Here is a 22839-nt window from a genome sequence, read left to right as displayed (position 1 = left end):
GTACCCTGTAGCTCGTTTATGCGTCTTTCTTGAAGAATTTCACGACCACCTGTTCGAACTGGTTGTGGTCGATCGGGGGCATCGTGCCGGCGCTGTCTGTCTGGCCGTTCACGATTTCACCCGACGCCTTGTGGACCTCGCCGACGTAACCCTCGATCGGATTGCCGTCGGAGGCCCGCACCAGTTTCGGCACCCGCCCGAGCGGCGCATGGTCGAATTTCGGCATGTCCGTGCTCATGCTGGCCGGGCCTTGCCACGAATGGCCGGCCGATTTCACGGTGAACTTGCCCGGACATCCGAGCTCAATGTCGCTGCCGTGCAGCTTCAGGTAGGCCCCGCCGGACGTCGTGAAGACCACCTGGTCGTTCGCCATGCCGGTGATCTTGCCGTCGGCCGCCGAGAACTGGATGTTCTTGGCCGAATCGATCTGCGTGTCGTCGGCCTGGCTTTGCAGGATGACCTTGCCTTGATTCGCGATCGCCGATACGCCATCGCTGTGGGCGAACATTGCAACGCCGCGGCCACCGTGCAGGTTGATGCGCTGGCCACTGGTCAACTGGACATGTTGCTGCGCGACCTGGTCGATGTTCTCGCCCGCGTACGTCACGTGCGTCTTCGGGGTGATCGCAACCGAGCCGGCCTGAGCGCCAAACGCCATCAGCGCCTGCGAGCCACCAGCTTCGCCGGCACCAGTCCCCGATGCGCCACCCGCGGGCGTCCAGCTCTTGAACGCTGATGCGACGGCCTGCTGGCCGGCCGTGTCGGTCGCCTGTCCGCCGTGCTCGCCCGCATAGTCCCCCAGCGACTTGAACAATTCGGTGCACTCGCCGAGCAGCTGCAGCAGCTCGTCGCGATCAAGCTGGCCACCGCTCGCCTGCGAACGAGCGTAGGTCGTCAGCAAGATGCCTTGTGCCGCACGCAGCGCTGCGGCCGCGTCGGTGCGCAACTCCGCGCCTTCGCCACGATCCTTTCCTTGGCCGTCCTGGCGCGGTTGCGTCAGGTAGCCCAGATTCAGCTGCGAATGCGCGTGCTCGCTCGCCAGCTGACTGGAAATCTGGCCTGGCGTGTCGTCGAGGCGTAGTTGGTTGTAACGCTGGCCTTTGATTTCCTTCGTTTTGATACCCGACACATACCGGTTGCCTGGCAGCGAACCGGTGTGCGTGAATGCTGCGGGTGGATTCGCACCGTTGCCGAGGACCGCAATGATCACCAATCGGTCAGGATCCCCGCCGATCGCGCCGAGCAGGACCTCCATGCCGATGCGGGGAAGAAACGACGCACCGAACTGCGTGCCCGCCAGACTCGACGCCACTCGGACCGGTGCGCTGTCGCCGGCATTGTCGTTCGTGCCGGCCCCTTGTGCGTGCGAATGGTCAGCGGGATCCAGGCCGTGGATCCGCACATAGACTCGACCGAGCTCGTCGGTCACAACTTCATCGCCGTCCCGTGTGACGATGACGCCGGTCAGAAGATGAACCGGAGGGAGGTCGATCTTCGGATCGTACGCGGGCGTGATCGGTACGCCGCGCCGCACGCATGTGAACGTGTTCTCGTAACGCGTATCCGATTCAGTGGAAGAGGGCGCGAGCTGGGCCGGCGAAGGCGACACCAGGTTCTTGCTCGCAGCGAACAGCATCTGCACGCGCTCCGTCAGCCCCTTTGGCAGATTGTTGGAGACGTCGTGGCGAATCGACGTGATGACGAACTGCCGCTTGTCGGCCGCCTGCATGTCCAGTTCAGGATCGCCCGTCAGCGTGATCCAAGTGCCGACCGCGAGATCACGAATCCCACTCGCCCCATCGTACTGTTCAGCTTCGAATTGATGAGCCAGCATGCGTGAGCGGGTGAGTCGATCGTGATCGTCCCATGAGTCTCCTGCGTGCGGGACATCGATCGCGACGTCGGTCAGGAGCTTGGCGAGGTCATTGCCGGCGTCGCCTTGGTCGACACTACCGGCGACCGTCGACTCGTCGATGCGCGCCTTTTTGTAGTCCCACGAAGGACGGCTGGCGGTGCCCGGTACCAGGCGCGCGTGCAGCGCGAACAGCGTAACGGTATCGCGCTCTTCGGTGCCGGCGTCGCGCGGGTGAAGACGGACTGTTCCGGCCACGCTTTCCTGCAGCGAGTCCGGATTGTCGCAGCAGATCAGCGTATGGATCGGGGTATCGTCCTGGCCGCTCGAGCTGCCCTTTGCGGGGCCGGACTTCGCGAAGATCGAAATCCCTTCGCGACGCACCAGACGCCGCACAAACGCGGCGTCCGACTCGTTCACCTGCCGAGTCAATTCTCGGGGCGGATAGCGATCGCGATTCAGAAAGGACAGGTCAAACTCGAAAGCGCGGGCGAGGGCAGGGCTGCGCTGGCGCCATTCGTTAAACATCACGGCGAGGATGTCGACAACACTTTGCTTTCGGAAAACGCGCGAGTTCGTACGCTTGTCCATCAGCGAGAGCGCATCACAAATGGTCAGCTGGTAAACGCAAAGTTCGCCATCGCTCTGGCCAATCTGCACGTTCTGGATAATCGCGTTGATCGTGTGCAACTGGCCGCGGTCGGTCACCAGTCGCACGGAGACCGGCACGCCGATAAAGAGTGTTGGCGGTAGGTCGTGTCGGGGCGAAACGCAGGTGAGATGCCCGTGAATCCCGGTCATCAGCCCCTCGTGAACGTTTGCGTGCTGAAGCGCAAGGAGACGCCCCAGCGTTCCTTGCAGCCGCCCGAAATTCAATGCGACCGGGCGCCGGTTCCAGTCGACCGCGCCCGATGCAAAGCTACTGAGTGTTTCGCTGATGCTCACTTCGGCCCTCTCTGTTTCTTGTTCATGTCCTGCCAATCGCGACGTCGACCGAAGGCCTGCGAGGCGTCAGGCGATTACGTCGCGCGGCACGAAGTGCCAACACCCGGCCTCCGGGTCGTACAGCGCCAATTGCTCGGCCTCGCCAGCCGGCACAACTATCGGAGCGACAGCGTCGAGCGCGGCGACTGCCCGCCGGAGCGAGCTTTCTTCGACCGTCGGCGAAGCGAGCCACCGACGCGCGATCTGCAACGTGTCTCGCCAGGCAAACAGCCCGGCGCGCTCGTGTAATCGATCGAGTATCGCCCACGTCTCAGCTTCGATCGCCATCACCTTATGGCGCCGCGGGCTCACGCGCCACCGTGCCGCCTGGTCTCGAGCCGCCCGGATGAGATGGCCATCCTGATGCGCAACGAGCCGATTCTCGTGAGCCAGCCACGCTACATGTACGGTCAGCGGCCGCTGCCGAAACGTGTTCGAAAAGAAGATGCCCACCGGCAAGCGGCTCGACTGCAGAACCGACTCGACTGCGTCGGAATCCTGGCGCCGCAGGAACACCATCTCCAGCAGTGCGTCGAACGGCGACAAAAAGCAGCGGACTGCTGGGCCGAACCTCGAGCGATCAGCCAAAACCGACGAGACATCCACCGGTGTTGGCGTCGTCAGGACGAAAACCGGCTGCTCCGGCTCCAGCGTCTTCATGGCGTCGAACAGATGGCCCGGACTCGACATCAAAACGTACGAAATTCGGTCATTAGATCATAAGACGATTTGGTCAAGTCATTCTAGGCGGGCAGCTCCAGACAGAACGTCAAGCATTGTTACGTCGCTCGGTTGCTCCTCGCGCTGGTGCCAGTGCCATACTCCCCGGCCTTCCGTAGAGGGGTGGTCTTGATTTCCGTGCGCTTTTCCGGTTAGACGCCTTTAGGCCTGGCAAGGCCTTGCCTTGCGGCCCTAAATATTAATTCCGATAAAACAATGGCTTAGTGTCTACCCTCCGCTATCGAAGCAGAGGGTGTCTCCGGACGAGGTGAATCGAAGATGAGAGGTCCCTTCACCGGCGGCGCAAGTTCACCCCGTCGTTAGGCGCTCCGACTGGTTGACGGAATGGGGTTGTCGGCCGCGATGCTCGGCAAGATCCGCTTTGCGTACAGTGACACGGGAAAATTGAAGGTGCCGCGCAAGTTGATGCCTTCGATATGAGTTGGGGCGATTCGCCGGAGTTGCTCGGTCGCGATCGGCTGCCCCCGACTAGCTTCGATGTTCTCCAGGGCTCGTTGCATGTGGGTGGTGTTCCAAGCCATCAAGATGTTCGAGAGCAGGGTCAACGCCGATGACACTGCCGCGAGCGATTCTTGGCGCCGAGCTAGCTCCACCGGAATGCGACCGATGTGAATCGCGCGTTGCACGGTATGCACCGCTTCTCCCCGATTCAGGGCATGTTGCAACTCCGACCGGAAAGAGGCATTTGTGAAGTAGTCGATCAAAAAAATACTTCGGAATAAGCGGCCGATGTGAACGCCGCCATCGTACACAGCCTGCCCTCGAGCAGCTGATCCGAATCTGGCAATCGCTTCGACAGCCGTGCATTGGCCAGAGCGAATCGATGCGGCGATCCTCACGAACTCGTCCCACACGTCAACGATGAGACCGAGTCGGACGTCCCGATCCGTGACCCCTGCGAGCCGCGCCGGCACCACCTGACTGCGAGGCACGTGCAAACGTCGGTCACGAAGGTGTGACAGGCGAGGGCATAAATCAAAGCCAAGTGCCCGGGACACGCCCATCGCGAAATCGGTGTAACCGTGCGTATCGACGGCGAGTTGAGCGATGTCCTTGGTTGCGCTTTGCCGGACGACGCCCTCGATTGCTGCGCCTGCTTGTCGCTCATTCAGGATGATGGGCTGGTCGTAGAAAATGCCCCAACGATCCAGCACATGCGTGTACATCCCGATGGATGCAGTCCGGCGACGTGGATCCGCACGCGCTCGCCAAATCGTCCGGGTTGTCTCCAGCGACATCATGTCCGACGACGCTAGATCGGCTCGACCCCAGTGGGCGGCGATCGGGTGTTCGTGCATGAATTCAAGGACGGCGTCGGCCGCTGTACGCAGCATTCGTTCGTCCGCGAGACGCTTCATCATTTGGCGAATCGCCTCAGTTGACACTTCCGGGACCATCCGAGAAATATCAGCTGCCGTCAGCGAGGTGCCGTGAGCCAGTATCGCCGAATACACCATCAGTAACTCGGTGCGTGACCGCGGCTCGCGTCCAAGCAGGATCCAACTGAAGCGTGTCGCACTATCGATCTCGAGGATGATCTCGGGAAATTGGCCTGGCGGATGAGCTTCGAAGATCTGACGGCGAAGTTGATCGGCTTCTGCGTCTGGATCCTGCGCAGCAATCGGTTCGAGGTGGACAGCAGTATCAACCCGGATCGAACCATTGACCACGGCATCATCGAGTAATGCGAGGCGCTGTTCGAGCTGTTCAAGGATTGGTCCGAGAAATTCGTTCGGGTCTTGGGGCAGGCCGAGGTGTCCATAGTGATTGTTACGCTTTGCCTTCCACTGCTCGGCCGAGATCAGCATATGCGACTGACTTCTGAACGAGAAGCTGTGGTTGATGAAAACCGAGCCGTTGCGCAGGGCGACACGGAGCGCAAAGAGGGTGGCCCACTCGAAAGCAACCATGGCCCGCAGCCGATCGTAACCATCGATCGCCTCGCGCCACGCGCGCCCAAGCCTGATATTGACCCCGTCGGGCAGGAGATAAGCGCGACGTCGATATAGCACACGTAGTAACGAGAGAGCATCGACTACAGGATGAGCACCCTCGGCCTCGAACGGCAACTGCACGATCCGATTCAAAAGGTTACGGGCGTAGTACCGCTTTCGGACCAGGCACTGCCGGATCTGGCTCCGACGGCTGGTGGGATGCGGTTGCAAAACATCGTCTGCAAGCAGACAAAGCTTCTCCCCGAGCTGTTCGCGCGAGAGGGTTTCATCATTGGCAAGTGCTTTGACGGCAAGCGCGAACTCGCGGAGTTGATCCGCGGCCTTCATCCGCATCGCATCCACTTCGCGTGACGTGTCGTTGACAACCTTCAGTACCCATCGCCGGAGCATCTCGAGTACCTGATCAGTCGCAATACAGAGGGAATATCGCATGAAGCAGGCGGCTTCGATTCGTCGGCTTTGGGGTTCGATTCGCTTACTGATCGATGGCGGGCGGCTTGCACAACGGCGGGCGTAGTGGCGCACCATGGCATCGTTGCATTCAACCGGCCAACGCGTTGCCACCTCGTGCATCGTGAGCAAGTTGACTTTGTCGAGGATCTCGCTCATCTGATGGGTCGAGTTGCGCAGCGGGACGGCCCACAGCCATCGCTGGAGACTTGAATGTTCTCCATGGGGCTGAGCCAGAACTCGCGCCCAACTCTCGAGTTTTTCCATACCAACAGCCTGCTCGAGCGCGCCGTGCAATTGCCCCTCAATGTCGCGTACAGCCTGGACGACAAACTGCCTGAGCATGCGCTCCGGTGGTATCACGATGCGATGGTCGTAGAACCAACGTTTGAGATCGTTCGTCAACTGGCCGCGTTCCGGGCGACCGGAGAGTTGTTCTTTGAGCCAACGGATGACATACCGACGTTGATGTTCCGCGACGGCGCGAAAATTGATGGCGTCCCGAGCAAAGCGCTGGTGGTCGGATAAGGTCTTGAGGTTGCCATCGTAAAGTGAACGTAACGTGCCTAGGTCTGGCGGCTTTACATTCAGCTGTCGGCCAAGATGTCGCAAGAGAACTGTGGGGATCTGCTTGTACGAGCCGAGCGGCCGGCCGGTCATGCGCAGAAAGCCGATGTGCAACGCCACCGCGAGCCGAAAGAGATCGGTGCGTCTCGAATCAATGGCAACACGCTCGCGCTTGGAGAACGTGAAGAATGTCGCGAGCTCGAATTCGCTCAGCTCGCGCGGCACCTGTCGGATCCCGAGATAAGCCAATCGCCAGTGGTCCATCAGCGACTCCGCATCGATGACGAGAGCGGCCCAGCGTAGCGAGGCAAAAAATGAGGTGCTACGGGGAAAGTCGGGATGGCAGCTGCAGCTGTCGATCGCCTAAGAATGGTGCCGGAACGAAAACGAGCCGAGGCGCTCAAGCTGCGCGAGCTGTCGTCGTTGAGACCAGGTGGCGTGCGTCAACAAGGAGCTTGCTCGATGCAGAATTTTCTTGCGACCCTAAAACGTCGCTAGTTTAGCTTATGTCAAATGTTGTGCTCGTGCGCCCAATAACCTTCGACCGCACGCCGTCTCAATCCTCCCACCATACCCATGCGAGACCAATACTAGGCGAGTTGCGCTGCATCTGTTTTACGGCAAGCATGGCTACTGGCTGAATGCCGAATCATCCACGGCCCACGAGAGGCTTTGATGCCGCCAGCATGATCCCCTGCGGCCCCTCGGGCTCATCCATCCCGAACTCTCTACCGGTTCATATCGGAAAAGTTACGTGTCCGCGTTCATGCCCGTCATCTCGGCCGCGCAATTCATCGAACGGGTCAATCCGCGCCTGCCGTTGCATCACGTGTTCAAGGCCGGGAATTTTCCGTCAACCGCGCAGTGAAATATCGGTTCCATATCGAGCGCGCGTGATTGCGCGCACCTTGATGAGGCATGTGCCGACACTATAATTTTTGAAGGCAGATTCGCATTCGAACGGTCATTCCACACTCGTCGAAAAAAGGACGCATTGGCGCCGGCAGCCCGTCCGGTCGTCGGATCGGTAAAGTATGATCGTTGTCTCGTCCCGCCGATTCCCGCTGCGCCCATATCGGCCGGATTCTCCATCATCTGCCGGGCGCGAGCGCAGGAGCCACGCATGCTGGACAACCCGCCCATTACCGAAAATCACCTGCTTGCCGCACTGCCGGAAAACGAACGCGCTCACCTCGCCCCCCACCTGACCGTTGTCGACATGCCGTTGGGAAACGTGCTGTACGAGTCGGGCGGCCAGATGCATCACGTCTATTTTCCGACCACGTCGATCGTGTCGCTGCTGTATGTGATGGAGGATGGCTCATCCGCTGAAATCGCGATCGTCGGCCATGAGGGCATGATCGGCGTGTCGCTGTTCATGGGCGGCGAAACGACGCCGAGCCGCGCCGTCGTGCAAAGCGCGGGGCAGGCCTACCGGCTCGACGCGCGTATCCTGAAAGAAGAATTCCGACGCGGCAATGCGATGCAGCGCCTGTTGTTGCGCTATACCCAGGCGCTCATCACGCAGATGGCCCAGACCGCGGTGTGCAACCGGCATCACTCGATCGACCAGCAACTTTGCCGCTGGCTGCTGCTCAGCCTCGACCGCCTGCCTTCGAACCAGCTGCGCATGACGCAGGAACTGATCGCCAACATGCTGGGCGTGCGCAGGTCGGGCGTGACCGAAGCGGCATTGAAGCTGCAGGACGCGGGCCTCATCCGCTACAACTACGGCCATATCGAAGTGCTGGATCGCCCTGGGCTCGAAAAACGCGTGTGCGAATGCTACAGCGTGGTCAAACGCGAATTCGATCGCCTGCTTCCCGATCTGAAGCGACTCTAGCCGCTACTACGCCGCATCGTACCGGCCTTTCCCGCACGTGCCCCTGGCGCCACGCGAAGGCGTGGAAGCGACCCGATATCTCCGTGACATCGTCTCATCCGGCTACCCTGTACACCGGGTACATCGGCGCGCCATCGCCACGATCGTTACTTCCGCGATCAGCGATATCGCTGAATACCGGCGACGACTCGATGGATCGCGGTCACGCAGGGCGCGGCCCCGCGCCGCGCCGTGCAACCCGCGCTAACGGTGCCTGACGTGCGACACCTTCCGGTGATGCTTTCGATGGGCCGGGCGGGAAATCATCCTGGTGACACCGCCGACCGACGGTGGATCGCTGGCGGGGAATGTCCCCTCGACTGCCTCGTCGACATTGCGTTCGCTCTTGCCGCCGTTCGTATGCTGCTCTCGATACCTGCTGCGCATAACCGCCTCCGTGGCGCTGAGTGTCGGACGAGGCTGGCCGCTTCGACTGACCGGCGTATCGACGGCCAGTCAGCGTGGAATCCCGCCGATTACGACCCCAGCATAGGCCCGATTTGAAAATGCCGCTCGACGCGGATCGCGAGCCACCGCGAAGCGCCGCGTATCGGGAGACGAGCCACGCGCACCGGCAAACCGTCCGGCATCGGACAGACTGAGCCACGCGTCCCGCGCATACCTAAGCTATCGCGCCGAATTTTCCGTCGACCGAGTGAGTCGCGGCACGTCGACTCCTTCAGAAATTTCATTAGGATCCGCCATGACACCCGCTCTCCTCGCCGCCCCCCGAAAGATTGGCTACGCGTTCTCCCTGGCGGCGACAGTCGCCCTCGGCGCAGCCGTCTTCCCCCAACTCTCGAAGGCCGCCGGACCCGCACCGGATCGGTCACCGCCCCACGTCATGACCGTGGCCGCACAAAAGTCGGTCGACGGGCGCATCAAGAGCCTGCACCAGCGACTTGGCATCACACCCGGCCAGGAATCCCTGTGGCAGCCAGTCGCGCAGGCGATGCGGGACAACGCGAAAGCGATGGAAACGCTCAGGAAGATCCGTAGCGATCATGCGAGCAGCATGAGCGCGATGGACGATCTCCACTCCTATGGCGATGTCGCCAACGTGCACGCCGATGGCGTCAAAAAGCTGACCACGGCATTTCAGCCGCTGTACGACAGCATGTCCAATACGCAAAAGCAGAACGCGGATGCGATTTTCCGTGGCAACGACCACCACCTGATCAAGAAACAATAGTTCCGGACCGTCCGCCGATACCGGCTGTCGATGGCAGTCACTGACCAGCGGATTCCGGATTCGTACACAGGAGAACATGATGGACGTTTCTATCGGACATGCACGTCGAACCACAATGGCGCCGAGATCGGGCATGCGACTCGTCGGCCTGATAGTCGCGATCGGCTGCCTTTTCGCCGCACCGCCGTTGCATGCGGAGAGAATGAATCACGGTTTGGACCAGGGCAATCACGCGCGCATGACACATCAGGATGGTCGTCACTACGGCCATTACCGGAACGGTGGCCACGACGGTTATGACGGCGACGAGGAGTATGCGTATGGCGCGCCTCCGATGGTTTACGCGCCGGTACCGGCACCGGGCATCTCGCTGTTCATGCCGCTGCGGCTGCGCTGAGACACGAACCGAATCCGGCAGCCTCGGTCGCCCGGCAGCCCGTCGACGTGTTGATCCTAACTGCTTCGCGATCCTGACGACGAAGACCGAGAGAATGTTCCGCGACATATCGGGAAGGACGGCTCGCCGCCGGATGGATCACCCCCGTGCTCAAGCGGGTGCATGCTTTGTACGGTTTCGTACCGCATCGGCCATTCGGCGCGTGTAGCGTTTCAACCATGCCGACCATCCGAGGGGACGCGATCGGCAGGAATCGCTCGGCACCAACGGACGAACGACTGGATGCCACGGTGTGACAGGCAGTTCAGCCGGATCACCGACGTGCCGGGCATCGCTCTGGCGAGGACATCATGTTGCGAAGCATTCGAAGGTTGCACGGAGACACGGTTCGAGCGAAGGACGGCGATATCGGCCACATCCACCAGGCCTACTTCGACGATGGCAACTGGTGCATCCGTTACCTCGTCGTCGAGACGGGCGACTGGCTGCACGACAGGCAAGTGCTGGTCTCGCCATATTCCGTCACGCATGCCGATCCCGAGACCCGCACGCTATACGTCAGCCTCACGCAACAGCAGGTGAGGGACAGTCCGAATGTGGACACGCACAAGCCGGTATCGCGCCAGCACGAGATCGAGTACCTGCGTTACTACAACTACCCGACCTACTGGGGTGGCCCGAACCTTTGGGGAATGGGCGCATACCCTGCTTTCGATCCCGCCGGGCCGTCGCAGGACGCCGACGCGGGCGATCCGCTTCTCCCGCACACCGCGCCGGCCGGCACAGCGGCGGATACGCATCTGCGCAGCACCGGCGAGGTCGACGGATATCGGCTCGAAGCCAAGGACGGACATATCGGTCACGTGTCCGACTTCATTTACGACGATGAAGCCTGGGTGATCCGCTATCTGGCAATCGACACGTCGAGCTGGTGGTCGACCGGCAAGGAAGTGCTGATCGCGACTCACTGGCTCGACCAGGTGGACTGGCCCACGGAAACGGTATCGACCACGCTCACGCGCGACGCGATCCGCCAGAGCCCTCCATACGACGACTCGCAGCTCGTTCATCGCAGCTACGAGATCGAGTTGCACGAGTTCTACGGCAAGCACGGCTATTGGCACGGAGACCGATAACGCTGACCCGCGCAACGGGTAGCCAACGCAACCCCCTTCCATGCGGGATATCGCGTGACAGGACGCCAGGGAGCAGCTGCATGACCTCAACCGATTTCCCGCCAACCGAAGGTTCGGCACTCGATGCGCTCTGCATCAATACGCTGCGCTTCCTGTCGATCGATGCCGTGCAGAAAGCAGCGAGCGGACATCCAGGCTTGCCGCTCGGCGCCGCACCGATGGCCTATGCGCTATGGATGCGCCATCTCAAGCATCACCCCGTCAATCCGGCGTGGCTCGATCGCGATCGCTTCATCCTGTCGGCCGGACATGGTTCGATGCTGCTGTACAGCCTGCTTCACCTCACCGGTTACGACCTGCCGCTCGATCAGATCGTCCGCTTCCGGCAATCGGGCAGCCTCACGCCCGGCCATCCGGAGCGTGGCCTCACGCCGGGCGTCGAGACGACCACCGGCCCGCTCGGCCAGGGCCTCGCCAACGCCGTCGGCATGGCGATGGCGGAAACGCGGCTCGCCGCGTGCTACAACCGCCCCGGTTTCGAGATCGTGGATCACCACACCTATGTACTCGTCAGCGACGGCGACCTGATGGAAGGCGTCGCGGCGGAAGCCGCATCGCTTGCCGGCCATCTCCGGCTCGGCAAGCTGATCTGCCTGTACGACGACAATCGCGTCACGCTATCCGCCGGCACCGCGATCACCTTCACCGAAGATCGCCCGCAACGGTTCGACGCCTACGGCTGGCATACGGAAACGGTCGACGACGGCAACGACCTTGCCGCCATCGACGCGGCGCTGCTCGCCGCACGTGCCGAGCAGCGGCGTCCGTCGTTGATCCTCGTGCGCACACATCTCGGCTACGGCTCGCCCAACCGGCAAGACACCTACCAGGCTCACGGATCGCCGCTCGGCGACGCCGAGGTGCGTCTGACCAAGCACAACCTCGGCTGGCCGCCCGATCCCGCGTTTCATATCCCCGCACCGGCGCTCGCGCATTTTCGCCGGGCGCTGGCGGAGGGGCAAATACGGGAAGCGCACTGGAACACCTTGTTCGCAGCCTATGCGCGCGCGTTTCCCGAGCTGGCGGAGATGCTGCTGAGCTCGGTGCGCGGCGCGCTGCCCGACAGTTGGGACCGCGATATCCCGGTCTTTCCGGCCGATCCGAAAGGCATGGCGACGCGGGTCGCATCCGGCAAGGTGCTGAACGCCCTCGCCCCCCGCGTCCCGTCGCTCATCGGCGGCTCCGCCGATCTGAATCCCTCCACCTTCACCGCGCTGACCGGGCACGGCGATTTCGAGGCCGCCGGCATGAACGCGCTCGACCGGCAAGGTTCCGACGGCGGCGGCTGGAGCCGCAGCGGCCGCAATCTGCATTTCGGCGTGCGCGAGCATGCAATGGGCGCGATCCTGAACGGCCTGGCGGCCCACGGCGGCATCGTGCCGTTCGGCGCGACCTTCCTGATCTTTTCCGACTACATGCGTCCACCGATCCGGCTCGCCGCATTGATGCGTCTGCAGGTGATCTACGTGTTCACGCACGACAGCCTCGCCGTCGGCGAGGACGGTGCGACGCATCAGCCGATGGAACAGCTTGCCGGCCTGCGTGCGGTCCCGGGCCTGCTGGTGATTCGACCGGCCGATGCCAACGAAACGGCCGTCGCGTGGCGCGTGGCGCTCGAAGCGCGAGAACGGCCGACCGCGCTGATCCTGACCCGCCAGGACGTGCCGACCATCGATCGCCTCCGGTTCGCGCCGGCAGAGGGCTTGCGGCGCGGCGGCTACGTGCTCGCCGATGCCCCCGACGGTCGCCCCGCGCTGATCCTGATCGCGACAGGCTCGGAAGTCGGGCTCGCGCTGGCAGCGCACGCCGAGTTGCTCGCGCGCGGCGTGGCGGTTCGGGTGGTGTCGCTGCCCTGCTGGAGATTGTTCGACGCTCAGCCCCAGTCGTATCAGGACGCCGTGCTACCGAAGTCGGTCGGTGCGCGGCTGGCGATCGAAGCGGGCGTGTCGCAAGGCTGGCACCGCTATGTCGGCGATCGTGGCGACGTACTCGGCATTGCGGGTTTCGGCGCGTCGGCGCCGGGCGCCGAGCTGATGCGCGATTTCGGCTTCACGGTCGAGAACGTCTGCGACCGCGCACTGAAACTGCTCGCGTGACCGTTGGGCGGCCCATGCGCGTATCAGGCGTTCGAGCCGCCACCGGCATTGCGCGTGCCTGCTTCGAGCACCGCGTCGACCATCGACTGCGCATCGGACACGATGCGCGCCACGTGATCCTCTCCGTTGAAGCTCTCCGCATAGATCCGGTAGAGATCTTCGGTACCTGACGGCCGCGCGGCAAACCAGCCGTGCTCCGTCATCACCTTGATGCCCCCGATCGCGGCCCGATTGCCCGGCGCCCGATCGAGTATCCGGACGATCGCCTCTCCCGCCAGTTCGGTCTGCGTGAACTGATGCGGCGTTAGCCGCGCCAGCAGCGCGCGCTGCTTAGGTGTGGCTGCGGCCTGTACCCTCCGTTCGGCGGGCGCGCCGAAGCGGTGCGCCAGGTCACGGTAATGCTCCGCCGGATCGCGGCCGGTTCGGATCGTGATTTCGGCCGACAGCAACGCGGGAACGATGCCGTCCTTGTCGGTCGTCCAGGGTTGCCCGTCGAGCTGCAGGCACGTGGCCCCCGCACTCTCCTCGCCGGCGAACCCCAGCGTGCCGTCGAGCAATCCGCCGACGAACCACTTGAAGCCGACGGGCACTTCGTAGATTGCGCGATCGTGTGCGCGGGCGACACGATCGATCATCTCGCTGCAGACGACCGACTTGCCGACCGCCGCGCGAGCGGGCCATTTCGGCCGATGCGCGAGCAGATAGTCGACGAGCACCGCGAGATAGTGATTGGGCGGCAGCAAACCGTCGCTGCGTGTGACGATCCCGTGCCGGTCGTGGTCGGTATCGCACGCAAACGCGACATCGAATTGGTCTTTCCGCGCGATCAGGCTCTGCATCGCATACGGCGACGACGGATCCATGCGGATCCGCCCGTCCCAGTCGACGCTCATGAAGCGAAAAGTCGGATCGACTTCCTCGCTGACGATCGCGAGATTCAGTTGGTAACGCTCGGCAATCGCACCCCAGTAGTGCACGCCGGCGCCGCCGAGCGGATCGACGCCGAGCCGGATCGGCGCGCCGCGCAGGATGTCCATGTCGATGACGCTGGCCAGGTCGTCGACATACGCCGCGAGGAAGTCGTACCGGTGCGTCGTGGCGGCATTCGATGCCGTCGACAACGAGGCGCGGCTCACCCCCGCGAGCCGCGCCTCGAGCAGATCGTTCGCGGCCGCTTCGATCCATCGGGTGACGGCTTCCCCGGCCGGGCCGCCGGTCGCCTGGTTGTACTTGATGCCGCCGTTGTCCGGCGGATTGTGCGACGGCGTCACGACGACGCCGTCGGCGAACCCGGCATTGCGTCCCCGGTTGTACGTCAGGATCGCGCGCGAAACGGCCGGCGTGGGCGTGTATTCACCCGGTGGCGCCAGCATGACCTCGACGCCATTGGCAGCCAGCACTTCAAGCACGCTCGCCTGCGCCGGTTCGGAAAGCGCATGCGTATCGATGCCGACAAACACCGGACCGTGGATGCCGTGCGAACGTCGATACCGGCAGATCGCCTGCGTGATCGCGAGGACATGCCACTCGTTGAAGCTGCGGGTCAACGCGGAACCCCGGTGTCCCGACGTGCCGAACGTCACGCGTTGCGCCGGGACTGCCGGGTCCGGCATATCAGTGTAGTACGCGGTCACGAGGCGGGGAACGTCGATCCACAGCGCGTAAGGCGCGAGCCGGCCTGCCAGCGGACTGACGGGCATCGCGGCTGGCGCGCCCGGCGGGTCGGATGTAGCGGGATTCAACATGCCTCCTGTATGGGCCCCAGCCGCCATTCTCGTTCGAGCGCGAACCATGACTACCGCCACGCGCCCGGCGGATGGCGGGCGCCGCCGCGCCCCCCTCGAACGCGCGACGCGGCGGCCGTGCTCAATGCGCGGCCAGCTTGCCCGCTCGACGCTCGAGCATGAGGAGAAGGGCGATGATGCTGACGAGATGCATGCGCTCCGAGGGTGTCACGCAGCCGTGTTCCAGGATCGATTCCAGCCGAATGCGCCAGAGAGCCCATGGCGCAGGCTCACCGAGCGTGACGCGTGCAACGAGTCGTTCAAGTGAACGCAGATCTCCCTCGATTGCTGTATGCGCCATGGCCATGCTCCAGTTGTCACGAGGATCGGCGAACAATCTATGACGAAGCACTGCACCGCTCTGCCCGCTACCGTACATGGGTGCATGCCGCTTCGTGTGCACTTTCCCGGCTGCGTCAGCCGCGGCCACGCGTCATTTCGATCGCGATGGTTGCGACGGTTGCGCCCGGTTCTTTGTCCGCCATCGGACAGACGCCGAATCGACTCGCTGCGAACGTGGTACGACCGGAGCGATATTGTGCGACGAATGCAAGGCATCGACGCCCAGTCCGGTGTGTGCCGTCCCGCGCGTGCCGCGTGCCGCCTGAACGACACCGCATGGCGACCTGCGTTCGACGCTCGACGCGCGGCGAGCGCGACGTTACCCACGCAGGACATTCAAATTGACCGAAACCATCGGATGCCTCATCTTCGGAGCCCTGCTGATTTTCATGGGACTCATCGGGTCGTCGCTCAAGCGTCTGCCGCTGAGCGCGGCCATGGTGTATCTCGGGATCGGCTTTCTGATCGGACCGGCCGGCCTCGGCTTCTTGTCGCTGACATTGCCGGACGACGTCACGCACTTGCGCATCGCGGCCGAAATCGGCTTGCTGATCTCGCTGTTCGCGATCGGCCTGAGGCTGCGTGTCCCGCCCGCCGATCGCCGCTGGATGCTGCCGATTCGGCTTGGCGTCGTCGCGATGATCTTCACCGTCGCGTCGATCGCCGCGCTCGGCATGCTGGTGCTGCATTTGAGTCTCGGCGTCGCGGTACTGCTGGGCGCGATGATCGCGCCGACGGATCCCGTGCTCGCTCATGACGTCGGCGTACGCGACGCGGGTGACGTCGAACTGGTGCGTTTTTCGTTGTCCGGCGAAGGCGGGATCAACGACGGCACCGCCTACCCTTGCGCGGTGATCGGCCTGCTTGCGTGCGGGTCTGGCACGATGTCGGAGCTTCACTGGAGCATGCTCGGCGGCATTGCATGGGGTATCACCTCCGGCGTGGGCGCCGGCTGGCTGCTCGGCTTCGCCACCGCCCGGCTCGTCGCATTCCTGCGCAGCCGCCACGGACAGGCGCTCGGCCTCGAAGGGTTCTTCGCGCTGGGCCTGATCATGCTGTCGTACGGCGTGACGCTCGCCATTCATGGCTACGGGTTCCTGGCCGTGTTCGCCGCGGGCGTCGCGATGCGGCGTGTCGAGCATCGAACGAGCGGCCGGAAGACGTCGAAGGAGACGGTCGGCATCGTGGACAGCGAGGATGTCGAGGCCACCGCCACCGATCCCGACAAAGCCCATGCCTTCGTCGCGGAGTCGGTCATGGGATTCACGATCGAGCTCGAACACATCGCCGAAGCCGTGCTGATCCTGCTGATCGGCGCGCTCGTCTCCCGCTATTGGGTTGACATGCTCACCTGGGCCGACGCGGCCGTGGTCGCGACCCTGCTGTTCGTCATCCGGCCGGCGGCCACCGGGCTCGCGCTGATAGGATCCCAGGCGTCGCGCCACCAGCGCCGGCTGATCAGCTGGTTCGGCATTCGCGGCGTGGGTTCCCTGTATTACCTGATGCTGGCCCTCGAGCAAGGGCCGCGTGCGCAACTGTTGCCGCTGGTTCCATGGGTACTGGCCATCATCGCCATGTCGATCGTGCTGCACGGCATTTCAGCCGCGCCGCTCATGCGTCGCTATGCGTGAGATCCAGCGCGGGCGCGGTGGCGCGATGCGTACGCGGGTCGAACGATTCGGCGGGATGCCACACCCGACACTCGCGGTGTCGGGCGGCAGTCTTCCCATGAACCTGCAGCGCCGATGATGTCCCGCGTCACAGCCTGCCCAGCAGCATCAGGATGAGTAACACGACCAATACCAAGCCCAGCAATCCGCTTGGACCATACCCCCAGCCGTTGCTGTAGCGCCAGGTCGGGATCACCCCGACCATCAGCAGCACGACAACGATCAGTAGAAGAAGTCCCAGTGACATGTCGTCTCTCCTCAATCAATCATCCGGCGGGTCATGGCGCAGTGCGCTCGCAACGATGGCCATCGAATGCAATCGAACCGATGTGTCCGTCGATACGCTCCCGTGCGCTTCCACGTCGACGCGCGCACGCGCCGTTCGCCGCCTGTCGCGTCGAAATGGGCGGTGCCGTATCTCGAATGCCGGAGGAGCCGGGGAGTCAGTCGTCCTGCTCCTACATGCAGGACACGTGCTCGATGCACCCGGTTCGGGACGTGCATCGACTCTTTCGAAATCAATGTAGGCGGACGCACGCATGGAGTCTGTCCGGCAACGTACCGGACGCGTGCGGATTATCGCGGACATCGGCGCAAATCATCGGCGTGCCGGTCCGAAGCGACGCCAGCCGCCACTGTACCGACTTCCGCTGTTCGCTCGTCCATTCTGGGTCGGCACGCGCGCATGCGCTGCCGATGCCGATACGCGCTCGGCGCCACAACGCGCCGACACACTGCCGATGGTCTCGCCGTGCTCCGGTTCGAGCGGCCGGATCCATGCGAAGCGGCATTCACCGGAGAAGCTCATGAACGACCTGACTCGGAAAGCCCGCGGCACGCCGCAACAGCATCGGAAATATGCGCAAGATACCGCGACCGATGACGGAATGCCCATTGCCCCCGAAAAGCCGAGGCTGACGAACCCGAACGCGCGCGAGCAACCGCGCACCGCGGAGCAAAAGCGTTCCGACGCGAGCCCGCGTCCGGGAACGGCATGCCGATCGACTCCATAGCGCATGCAGCCCGCTTCAGCCACCACGCGCTCAGAGTCGTGCGATGCGCCGGCCCACGCCCGTCAGCGGGTGGCAGGCTGCCCTCGTTGCGCTCCGGAGCGTGAAGATGGCGCGGTCGGCCCGCGCCTATGTCCGGGGCAATACCGTCAGATTCCACGCATGGCTCGAGAGCCTGGAGCGCCGCACGTTACCGGAAGAACCCCCGGTCCGGATTGGCGGCAACTGCCACGCAGGCAATCCGGGCCCCGTCGCGAACGCTCAGGGGCACGTCGACAGTCGGAGATCGCGGGCGCCGCCCGCGAGTTTCGTCACCTGCTTTTTCGCGAGAGGCTCGGTTCAGTGGAGATGTCCTCCGAACAGCCCGAGCAACCCGATGACGATGAGGTAGATCGCCACGATGTAATTCAACAGACGGGGCACCACCAGAATCAGAATGCCGGCGATCAGCGAAACCAGTGGGCCCGCGCTCGTGAGAATGTGCATACGCCCTCCGCAAGAATGAAAACAACCAATGAAGACCAAGCCGCCCCGCGTCCGCCGCTCGTTACAGCGACTTGAGCCGGGTGACCTTCGTGCCTTCCAGCGTCACGCCGGCCATCAATCCGTTGTTCGTCAGTACGAATGCTTCGATCGGCGCGGTCGCGGTGCTGGTGTCGACATTGCCGTTCGCGCCGACTTTCAGTACTGCCACCGATGCGTCGCCGCCCACCGACCAGCCTTCGCTGTTACGGAAGCGACCAAGCGCATCCTCGGTCATGAACAGGAAAATGATGGCTTTCGATTGCGCACCGATCTGCAGGCCGATCGAGCCGGTCGTGGTGCTGTAGTAACCGACCGTGCTGCCGGCAACGCGCAGCGAGCCTTCGCCGTACTGGCCGCCGACGAAGAAGCCGGCCGCGATGACCGACGGGAATACCAGCACGCCGCGCGCCTTGCCGACGAGTTCACGCGAGCCTTTGGCGGTCGTGTAAAGGCGTGCGAGGGTCGAGTCGACGCCTGCATCGATGGTGTGGCGCTTGTCGGTCTGGTGACCACTGGCGTCGGATGTACCGGTCGTCGTGCATCCCGAGACCGCGAGGCCGATAGCCAGGATCGATCCCGGCGTACCCCATAGAAATGTTCGTCGCTGCATGATTCACCCCAGGTTGTTCGTGGATACCCCTGACGCTACACACAGGCGAATGCGGTACGAAAGCGTACCAAGCCTGCAAAAACAGACAACCTTCTCAACCTGGCTTCGCGGCGATCGATCCAACCGCCGCCCGCATGCATACGCTGGCGCACCGGCGGCGATCCGCGTACGGCATCGTACCGACTTCCATCGCGATTGCGCTCAGTGTGTCTTCGGGCGCACCGGTTGTTCCGCGTAAAGCGCCCGATACGACGCTTCGATGGTTCCAGGTTTCGTACCGATCAAGCAGGCGACCCATGTCAAGGAGCAGTGTGATGAACAGGGATCAGGTGAGAGGCCGCATCGCGGAAGCGAAAGGCAGACTGAAGGAAATGGTCGGCAGGATCATGGGAAATCGATCGACCAGAATGCAGGGCACGGTCGAGCAGGTCGTCGGAAAGACACAAGCGTCATTCGGTGACGCGAAAGAGCAATTCAGGAAGCGGCCGTAGGGGGGCGCTCGAACGGTTCCGTAGCGCCGCGCGATCGGGCAACGTGATGCGGATTCACTGGATGTTGACGGCGCGTGCAGGCAACATCCGGCGATACCCGCTTCCCGACTGACCGTCACGATGCCTCAATGCGTCGGGGGTGGTCGCCATGCGCAGCGGCAAGCGGCTTGTGCTGCTCGTTTCCCACGCCGGGAAAGAACGCGTCCCACGCGTCCCGGACACCTTTCGCCGCGGTCGCATCTGCGGTCGCATCCACTGCATCGCCCGACTTGGCTGGATCGGAGCGCAAGCCTCGCCAGCGCGTAAAGGTAAGCATCGGCTTTTCCGTCCATTCGCCATCGCCAAACTTCGCAAACGCCGTGTCGCCGCTCACCAGTCGCACTTCATACCATCCGTCGCGAATGGGCGCGTATTGGTCCAGCGCAAACCATCGTGTAGATTGGGTTTTCATCATTGCCTCATGGATCCATGGATCGTTGTACAGGACAAAATCCGGTCTCGCCTGGTCAACGCATGCGCGCAAATCCGCACACCGATTCAGCCACAGACGGCCTGCCGCCGTCATGTTGATCGAACCGCCGGTGCGCAACTCGTATGCAAGCCCGTGGGTCAGCAGTTCATCGGCTATGGCGCGTGGAATATCAGCCTGGCAATCGCGAACCCGATCAAGCGATTTGAGGGTCTCGACGACCTCGGGTGAAAGTGGGATGCACATGGCGGCCTCCTCGGTGTTGAGTTCATCGTGACCCGGGCGACGCGCGTCGGTCTGTACGGTATCGACTATTTGGAAGCGAATTCTTCCGCAACCGCACCGCAACTCGCTGATTGACCCGCATCGAAAATATGCTTCGGTATCCGATATTGTTATTGCGAAACCATTGTCGAGCGCGCACACTGAAGATACCTGCCGGTTTGTTGTCAAGGCATCGGCGCCCTTGAATCCTTCGGCGCCAATCGTTGCTCTGTCAGGAGCAAATCATGACCATCCCCACGCTCGAATATCGCGGACATGAACTCCGCGTCTATTCACAAATGCTTTTCCCGCCGTTCGGCGATCCCCACGCTCCCGGCCCGAAGCGTTTTGCTTCAGTCGTGCGCATCGACACGATTCCGGCAACCTCCGCAACGGCACCGCGTTACTCGACCATTTTCGAGCATGGCGCTCCGCAAACGGCGGCGCTCGCACTCGACCTGGCGATGCAATTCGGCAAGGACATCGTGGACGGCAAGATCGCCCCCACGGCGATCTGATCCGTCCGCCACATCCGGCTCGACGCGACGTCTTGCGACGCGAGCACACCTCACTCAGGAGCGATCCATGAAATATCACTCAGGCACCTCAATCGATCGGCGCGATGACGCGACCCGGCAAAAGCAGCGGGATGATCTGGCCCGTGCCGACGTCGAACGCGCCGAAAAGCGCATCCGCCAGGATGCCGGCATCAATTCCAATGCAAGCAAGTGGCGTTATTCGCACCCAGACAATCGGGCGAGATGAGCGGCGCTTGCGCCGCACGCTGTGGCATGCCGGTCCCGCATGGCGGGTCACCGGCATGCCGGGATCACGCATACCGGCGCAGGCGCATCGAGAAATCGGCAATCGCCTTGATGCCGCTCTGCTCCGCGCAACGGCACCAATCCTGCAACTGAACCAGCAATTGCTCGTGCGATGCGTGCGACCACGTCCATAGCTCGAGCAACGCCTCGTACATATCGACGTACACGCGCATTCGCCGATTGGCATTTTGGCTCGTCAGCGGCCGCAGATCGGGCTTGCCCCGATGGCCCCAGGCCTGGCGCAACCAGCGTTTCATGGCGAGCGCGAACGCGCGCTTGTCGTCGCGGCTCATGTCCTTGATGCGGCGCAGTTCGCGCCGGCAGGCGGGTTCGAGCATGCGCGCATAGGCTGCCATCACCGCATGCCGGTTGCGGATGACCGCTTGCAGCGTTGCGTCGTCGACCACTGCCTTGTTCGGGAGCAGGCGCGGCTTCGTAGCGACGCGCCGAACGGTCGCCAGTCTCAACGCCGCCAGCAGGCGGATGTACAGCCAGCCGATGTCGAACTCGAACCATCGGTTCGACAGCCTGGCGGACGTCACGTATGCGTGGTGATTGTTATGCAGTTCTTCCCCGCCGATCAGGATGCCCAGCGGGAAAATGTTGGTGCTCGCATCGGGCGTCGCAAAATTCCGATAACCGCCGAAGTGGCCGCAACCGTTGATCACGCCACCGGCCCAGAACGGAATCCACATCATCTGGATCGCCCACGCCGCCACGCCGGGGAGCCCGAACAACCCGACGTCGATCACGGCGAGCAGCCCGACGCCGAGATTCGGATAGCGGGCATAGACGTGGCGCTCGAGCCAGTCGTCGGGCGTACCCGATCCATACCGGCGCAGCGTTTCCTCGTTCCGCACTTCCTCCCGGTACAGTTCCGCGCCGCGAAGCAGCACGGTCGCGAGGCCACGGGTTCGCGGGCTATGCGGATCCTCCGGGGTCTCGCTTCTCGCGTGATGCTTGCGATGCACCGCGACCCACTGCAGGGTCAGCATGCCGGTCGTCAACCACAGCCAGAACCGGAAGAAGTGGCTGGCGCACGGGCGCAGATCCAGCGCCCGATGCGCCTGACAGCGGTGCAGGTACACGGTCACGCTGATGATGGTGACATGCGTGAGCACGAACACGACCCCCGCAAGCTGCCACCAGGACAGCCTCAGCTCGCCGTTCAGGAGAAATGCCGACATACCGGTCGCACTCCGGGTCACGCATGTATCCGCGCGCGCTTCGCCGCGACGGCGAGTGCGCGTGCCGATTCCCTACCCGTCGGCCGGCCTATTTCCCGACCTGGTTGCCGACAACGCCGCCGACGGCCGCGCCGCCCACCGTGCCCAACGCACTGCCGCCCGTCAGGACCGCGCCGGCGACGCCACCGACACCCGCCCCGATCACGGTATCCGTTCCGCGGCGAGACATACCGCCGCAACCCGCCAGCACGACGATCGTCAACGTGACGATCGCCATCTCGACTGCCATGGAATGTAGCTTTCTCATGATCATCCCCTCGGGTTGCCGCCGCGCCGTCCGATCCGGCACGA

22 protein-coding genes are annotated in these 22839 nt (G+C 63.2%); 11 read left to right on the top strand and 11 right to left on the bottom strand.

From position 1 onward, the window contains the following. Nucleotides 1–16: 16 nt before the first annotated feature. From HWX76_RS31450 to HWX76_RS31440, 3 genes are all read right to left on the bottom strand, one after another. A complete protein-coding gene (locus HWX76_RS31450; RefSeq protein WP_176016859.1) occupies nt 17–2797 on the bottom strand; it encodes a type VI secretion system Vgr family protein in 2781 nt (926 codons plus the stop codon). A gap of 66 nt (nt 2798–2863) precedes the next feature. Continuing rightward, entirely contained in the window at nt 2864–3496 is a 633-nt protein-coding gene (locus tag HWX76_RS31445; RefSeq protein ID WP_143750924.1) for a hypothetical protein, read from the bottom strand. Between the two features lie 380 nt (nt 3497–3876). Continuing rightward, nucleotides 3877–6813, bottom strand: a complete 2937-nt coding sequence (locus tag HWX76_RS31440; RefSeq protein ID WP_089484728.1) for a Tn3-like element ISBusp1 family transposase — start codon at nt 6811–6813, stop codon at nt 3877–3879. Between the two features lie 859 nt (nt 6814–7672). On the opposite strand from HWX76_RS31440, the gene HWX76_RS31435 reads away from it, so the two are divergent. The 5 genes from HWX76_RS31435 to tkt all read left to right on the top strand — a co-directional run bounded on the left by HWX76_RS31435 (nt 7673) and on the right by tkt (nt 13312). Beyond that, a complete protein-coding gene (locus HWX76_RS31435; RefSeq protein ID WP_089484727.1) occupies nt 7673–8392 on the top strand; it encodes a Crp/Fnr family transcriptional regulator in 720 nt (239 codons plus the stop codon). 742 nt (nt 8393–9134) lie between these two features. Beyond that, nucleotides 9135–9623 carry a Spy/CpxP family protein refolding chaperone gene (locus HWX76_RS31430; RefSeq protein WP_089484725.1) on the top strand — a complete coding sequence of 163 codons (489 nt, stop codon included), beginning with the start codon at nt 9135–9137 and terminating at the stop codon, nt 9621–9623. Nucleotides 9624–9756: 133 nt separating this feature from the next. Beyond that, nucleotides 9757–10020 (top strand): hypothetical protein, encoded by a 264-nt coding sequence (locus HWX76_RS31425; protein WP_226248740.1) that lies wholly within the window; start codon nt 9757–9759, stop codon nt 10018–10020. Between the two features lie 350 nt (nt 10021–10370). After that, nucleotides 10371–11156 carry a PRC-barrel domain-containing protein gene (locus tag HWX76_RS31420; protein WP_089484724.1) on the top strand — a complete coding sequence of 262 codons (786 nt, stop codon included), beginning with the start codon at nt 10371–10373 and terminating at the stop codon, nt 11154–11156. Between the two features lie 80 nt (nt 11157–11236). Next, the gene (gene tkt, locus HWX76_RS31415) at nt 11237–13312 is read left to right on the top strand and encodes a transketolase (protein WP_089484723.1); all 2076 of its coding nucleotides are present in this window, start codon (nt 11237–11239) and stop codon (nt 13310–13312) included. A gap of 23 nt (nt 13313–13335) precedes the next feature. On the opposite strand, the gene pgm is transcribed toward tkt, so the two are convergent. Continuing rightward, the gene (gene pgm, locus HWX76_RS31410) at nt 13336–15012 is read right to left on the bottom strand and encodes a phosphoglucomutase (alpha-D-glucose-1,6-bisphosphate-dependent) (protein WP_089484738.1); all 1677 of its coding nucleotides are present in this window, start codon (nt 15010–15012) and stop codon (nt 13336–13338) included. A 166-nt stretch (nt 15013–15178) separates the two neighbouring features. After that, nucleotides 15179–15397 (bottom strand): hypothetical protein, encoded by a 219-nt coding sequence (locus HWX76_RS31405; protein WP_089484737.1) that lies wholly within the window; start codon nt 15395–15397, stop codon nt 15179–15181. 382 nt (nt 15398–15779) lie between these two features. Between HWX76_RS31405 and HWX76_RS31400 the strand changes: the two genes are divergently transcribed. Next, nucleotides 15780–17069 carry a cation:proton antiporter gene (locus HWX76_RS31400; protein WP_089484722.1) on the top strand — a complete coding sequence of 430 codons (1290 nt, stop codon included), beginning with the start codon at nt 15780–15782 and terminating at the stop codon, nt 17067–17069. 127 nt (nt 17070–17196) lie between these two features. Here HWX76_RS31400 and HWX76_RS31395 read toward each other — a convergent pair whose 3' ends face one another. After that, nucleotides 17197–17355, bottom strand: coding sequence for a DUF3309 family protein (locus tag HWX76_RS31395; RefSeq protein ID WP_089448652.1), 159 nt, complete (start codon nt 17353–17355; stop codon nt 17197–17199). Between the two features lie 559 nt (nt 17356–17914). Here HWX76_RS31395 and HWX76_RS31390 point away from each other — a divergent pair. Next, nucleotides 17915–18121 (top strand): hypothetical protein, encoded by a 207-nt coding sequence (locus HWX76_RS31390; RefSeq protein ID WP_089484736.1) that lies wholly within the window; start codon nt 17915–17917, stop codon nt 18119–18121. Nucleotides 18122–18164: 43 nt separating this feature from the next. Next, nucleotides 18165–18509: a DUF2252 family protein gene (locus tag HWX76_RS31385; RefSeq protein ID WP_089484721.1), complete on the top strand. Its 345-nt coding sequence runs from the start codon at nt 18165–18167 to the stop codon at nt 18507–18509. Here HWX76_RS31385 and HWX76_RS31380 read toward each other — a convergent pair. Together HWX76_RS31380 and HWX76_RS31375 are read right to left on the bottom strand one after the other, a co-directional pair. Then, nucleotides 18458–18604, bottom strand: coding sequence for a DUF3096 domain-containing protein (locus HWX76_RS31380; RefSeq protein ID WP_006413561.1), 147 nt, complete (start codon nt 18602–18604; stop codon nt 18458–18460). The genes HWX76_RS31385 and HWX76_RS31380 overlap by 52 nt on opposite strands. Nucleotides 18605–18665: 61 nt before the next feature. Continuing rightward, on the bottom strand, nt 18666–19253 hold the full coding sequence (locus HWX76_RS31375; protein ID WP_089448655.1) for a YSC84-related protein: 588 nt from the start codon (nt 19251–19253) through the stop codon (nt 18666–18668). A 314-nt stretch (nt 19254–19567) separates the two neighbouring features. Here HWX76_RS31375 and HWX76_RS31370 point away from each other — a divergent pair, with 314 nt between their 5' ends. Further along, the gene (locus HWX76_RS31370) at nt 19568–19744 is read left to right on the top strand and encodes a CsbD family protein (protein WP_012328536.1); all 177 of its coding nucleotides are present in this window, start codon (nt 19568–19570) and stop codon (nt 19742–19744) included. A gap of 115 nt (nt 19745–19859) precedes the next feature. Here the strand turns inward: HWX76_RS31370 and HWX76_RS31365 are convergent, their stop codons facing one another. Then, on the bottom strand, nt 19860–20195 hold the full coding sequence (locus HWX76_RS31365) for a hypothetical protein (protein ID WP_089484735.1): 336 nt from the start codon (nt 20193–20195) through the stop codon (nt 19860–19862). A 527-nt stretch (nt 20196–20722) separates the two neighbouring features. On the opposite strand from HWX76_RS31365, the gene HWX76_RS31355 reads away from it, so the two are divergent. Beyond that, on the top strand, nt 20723–20995 hold the full coding sequence (locus HWX76_RS31355; RefSeq protein ID WP_089484720.1) for a hypothetical protein: 273 nt from the start codon (nt 20723–20725) through the stop codon (nt 20993–20995). 67 nt (nt 20996–21062) lie between these two features. Then, a complete protein-coding gene (locus tag HWX76_RS31350; protein ID WP_080001072.1) occupies nt 21063–21242 on the top strand; it encodes a hypothetical protein in 180 nt (59 codons plus the stop codon). A 64-nt stretch (nt 21243–21306) separates the two neighbouring features. Here HWX76_RS31350 and HWX76_RS31345 read toward each other — a convergent pair whose 3' ends face one another. Next, a complete protein-coding gene (locus HWX76_RS31345; protein WP_089484719.1) occupies nt 21307–22488 on the bottom strand; it encodes a fatty acid desaturase in 1182 nt (393 codons plus the stop codon). 88 nt (nt 22489–22576) lie between these two features. Further along, entirely contained in the window at nt 22577–22801 is a 225-nt protein-coding gene (locus HWX76_RS31340; protein WP_012328540.1) for a glycine zipper 2TM domain-containing protein, read from the bottom strand. Nucleotides 22802–22839: the final 38 nt, after the last annotated feature.

Origin of the sequence: Burkholderia sp. BCC0398 (assembly GCF_902833245.1) — a bacterium.
GTDB lineage: Bacteria > Pseudomonadota > Gammaproteobacteria > Burkholderiales > Burkholderiaceae > Burkholderia > Burkholderia sola.
This window is presented reverse-complemented; position numbering and strand designations above follow the sequence as displayed.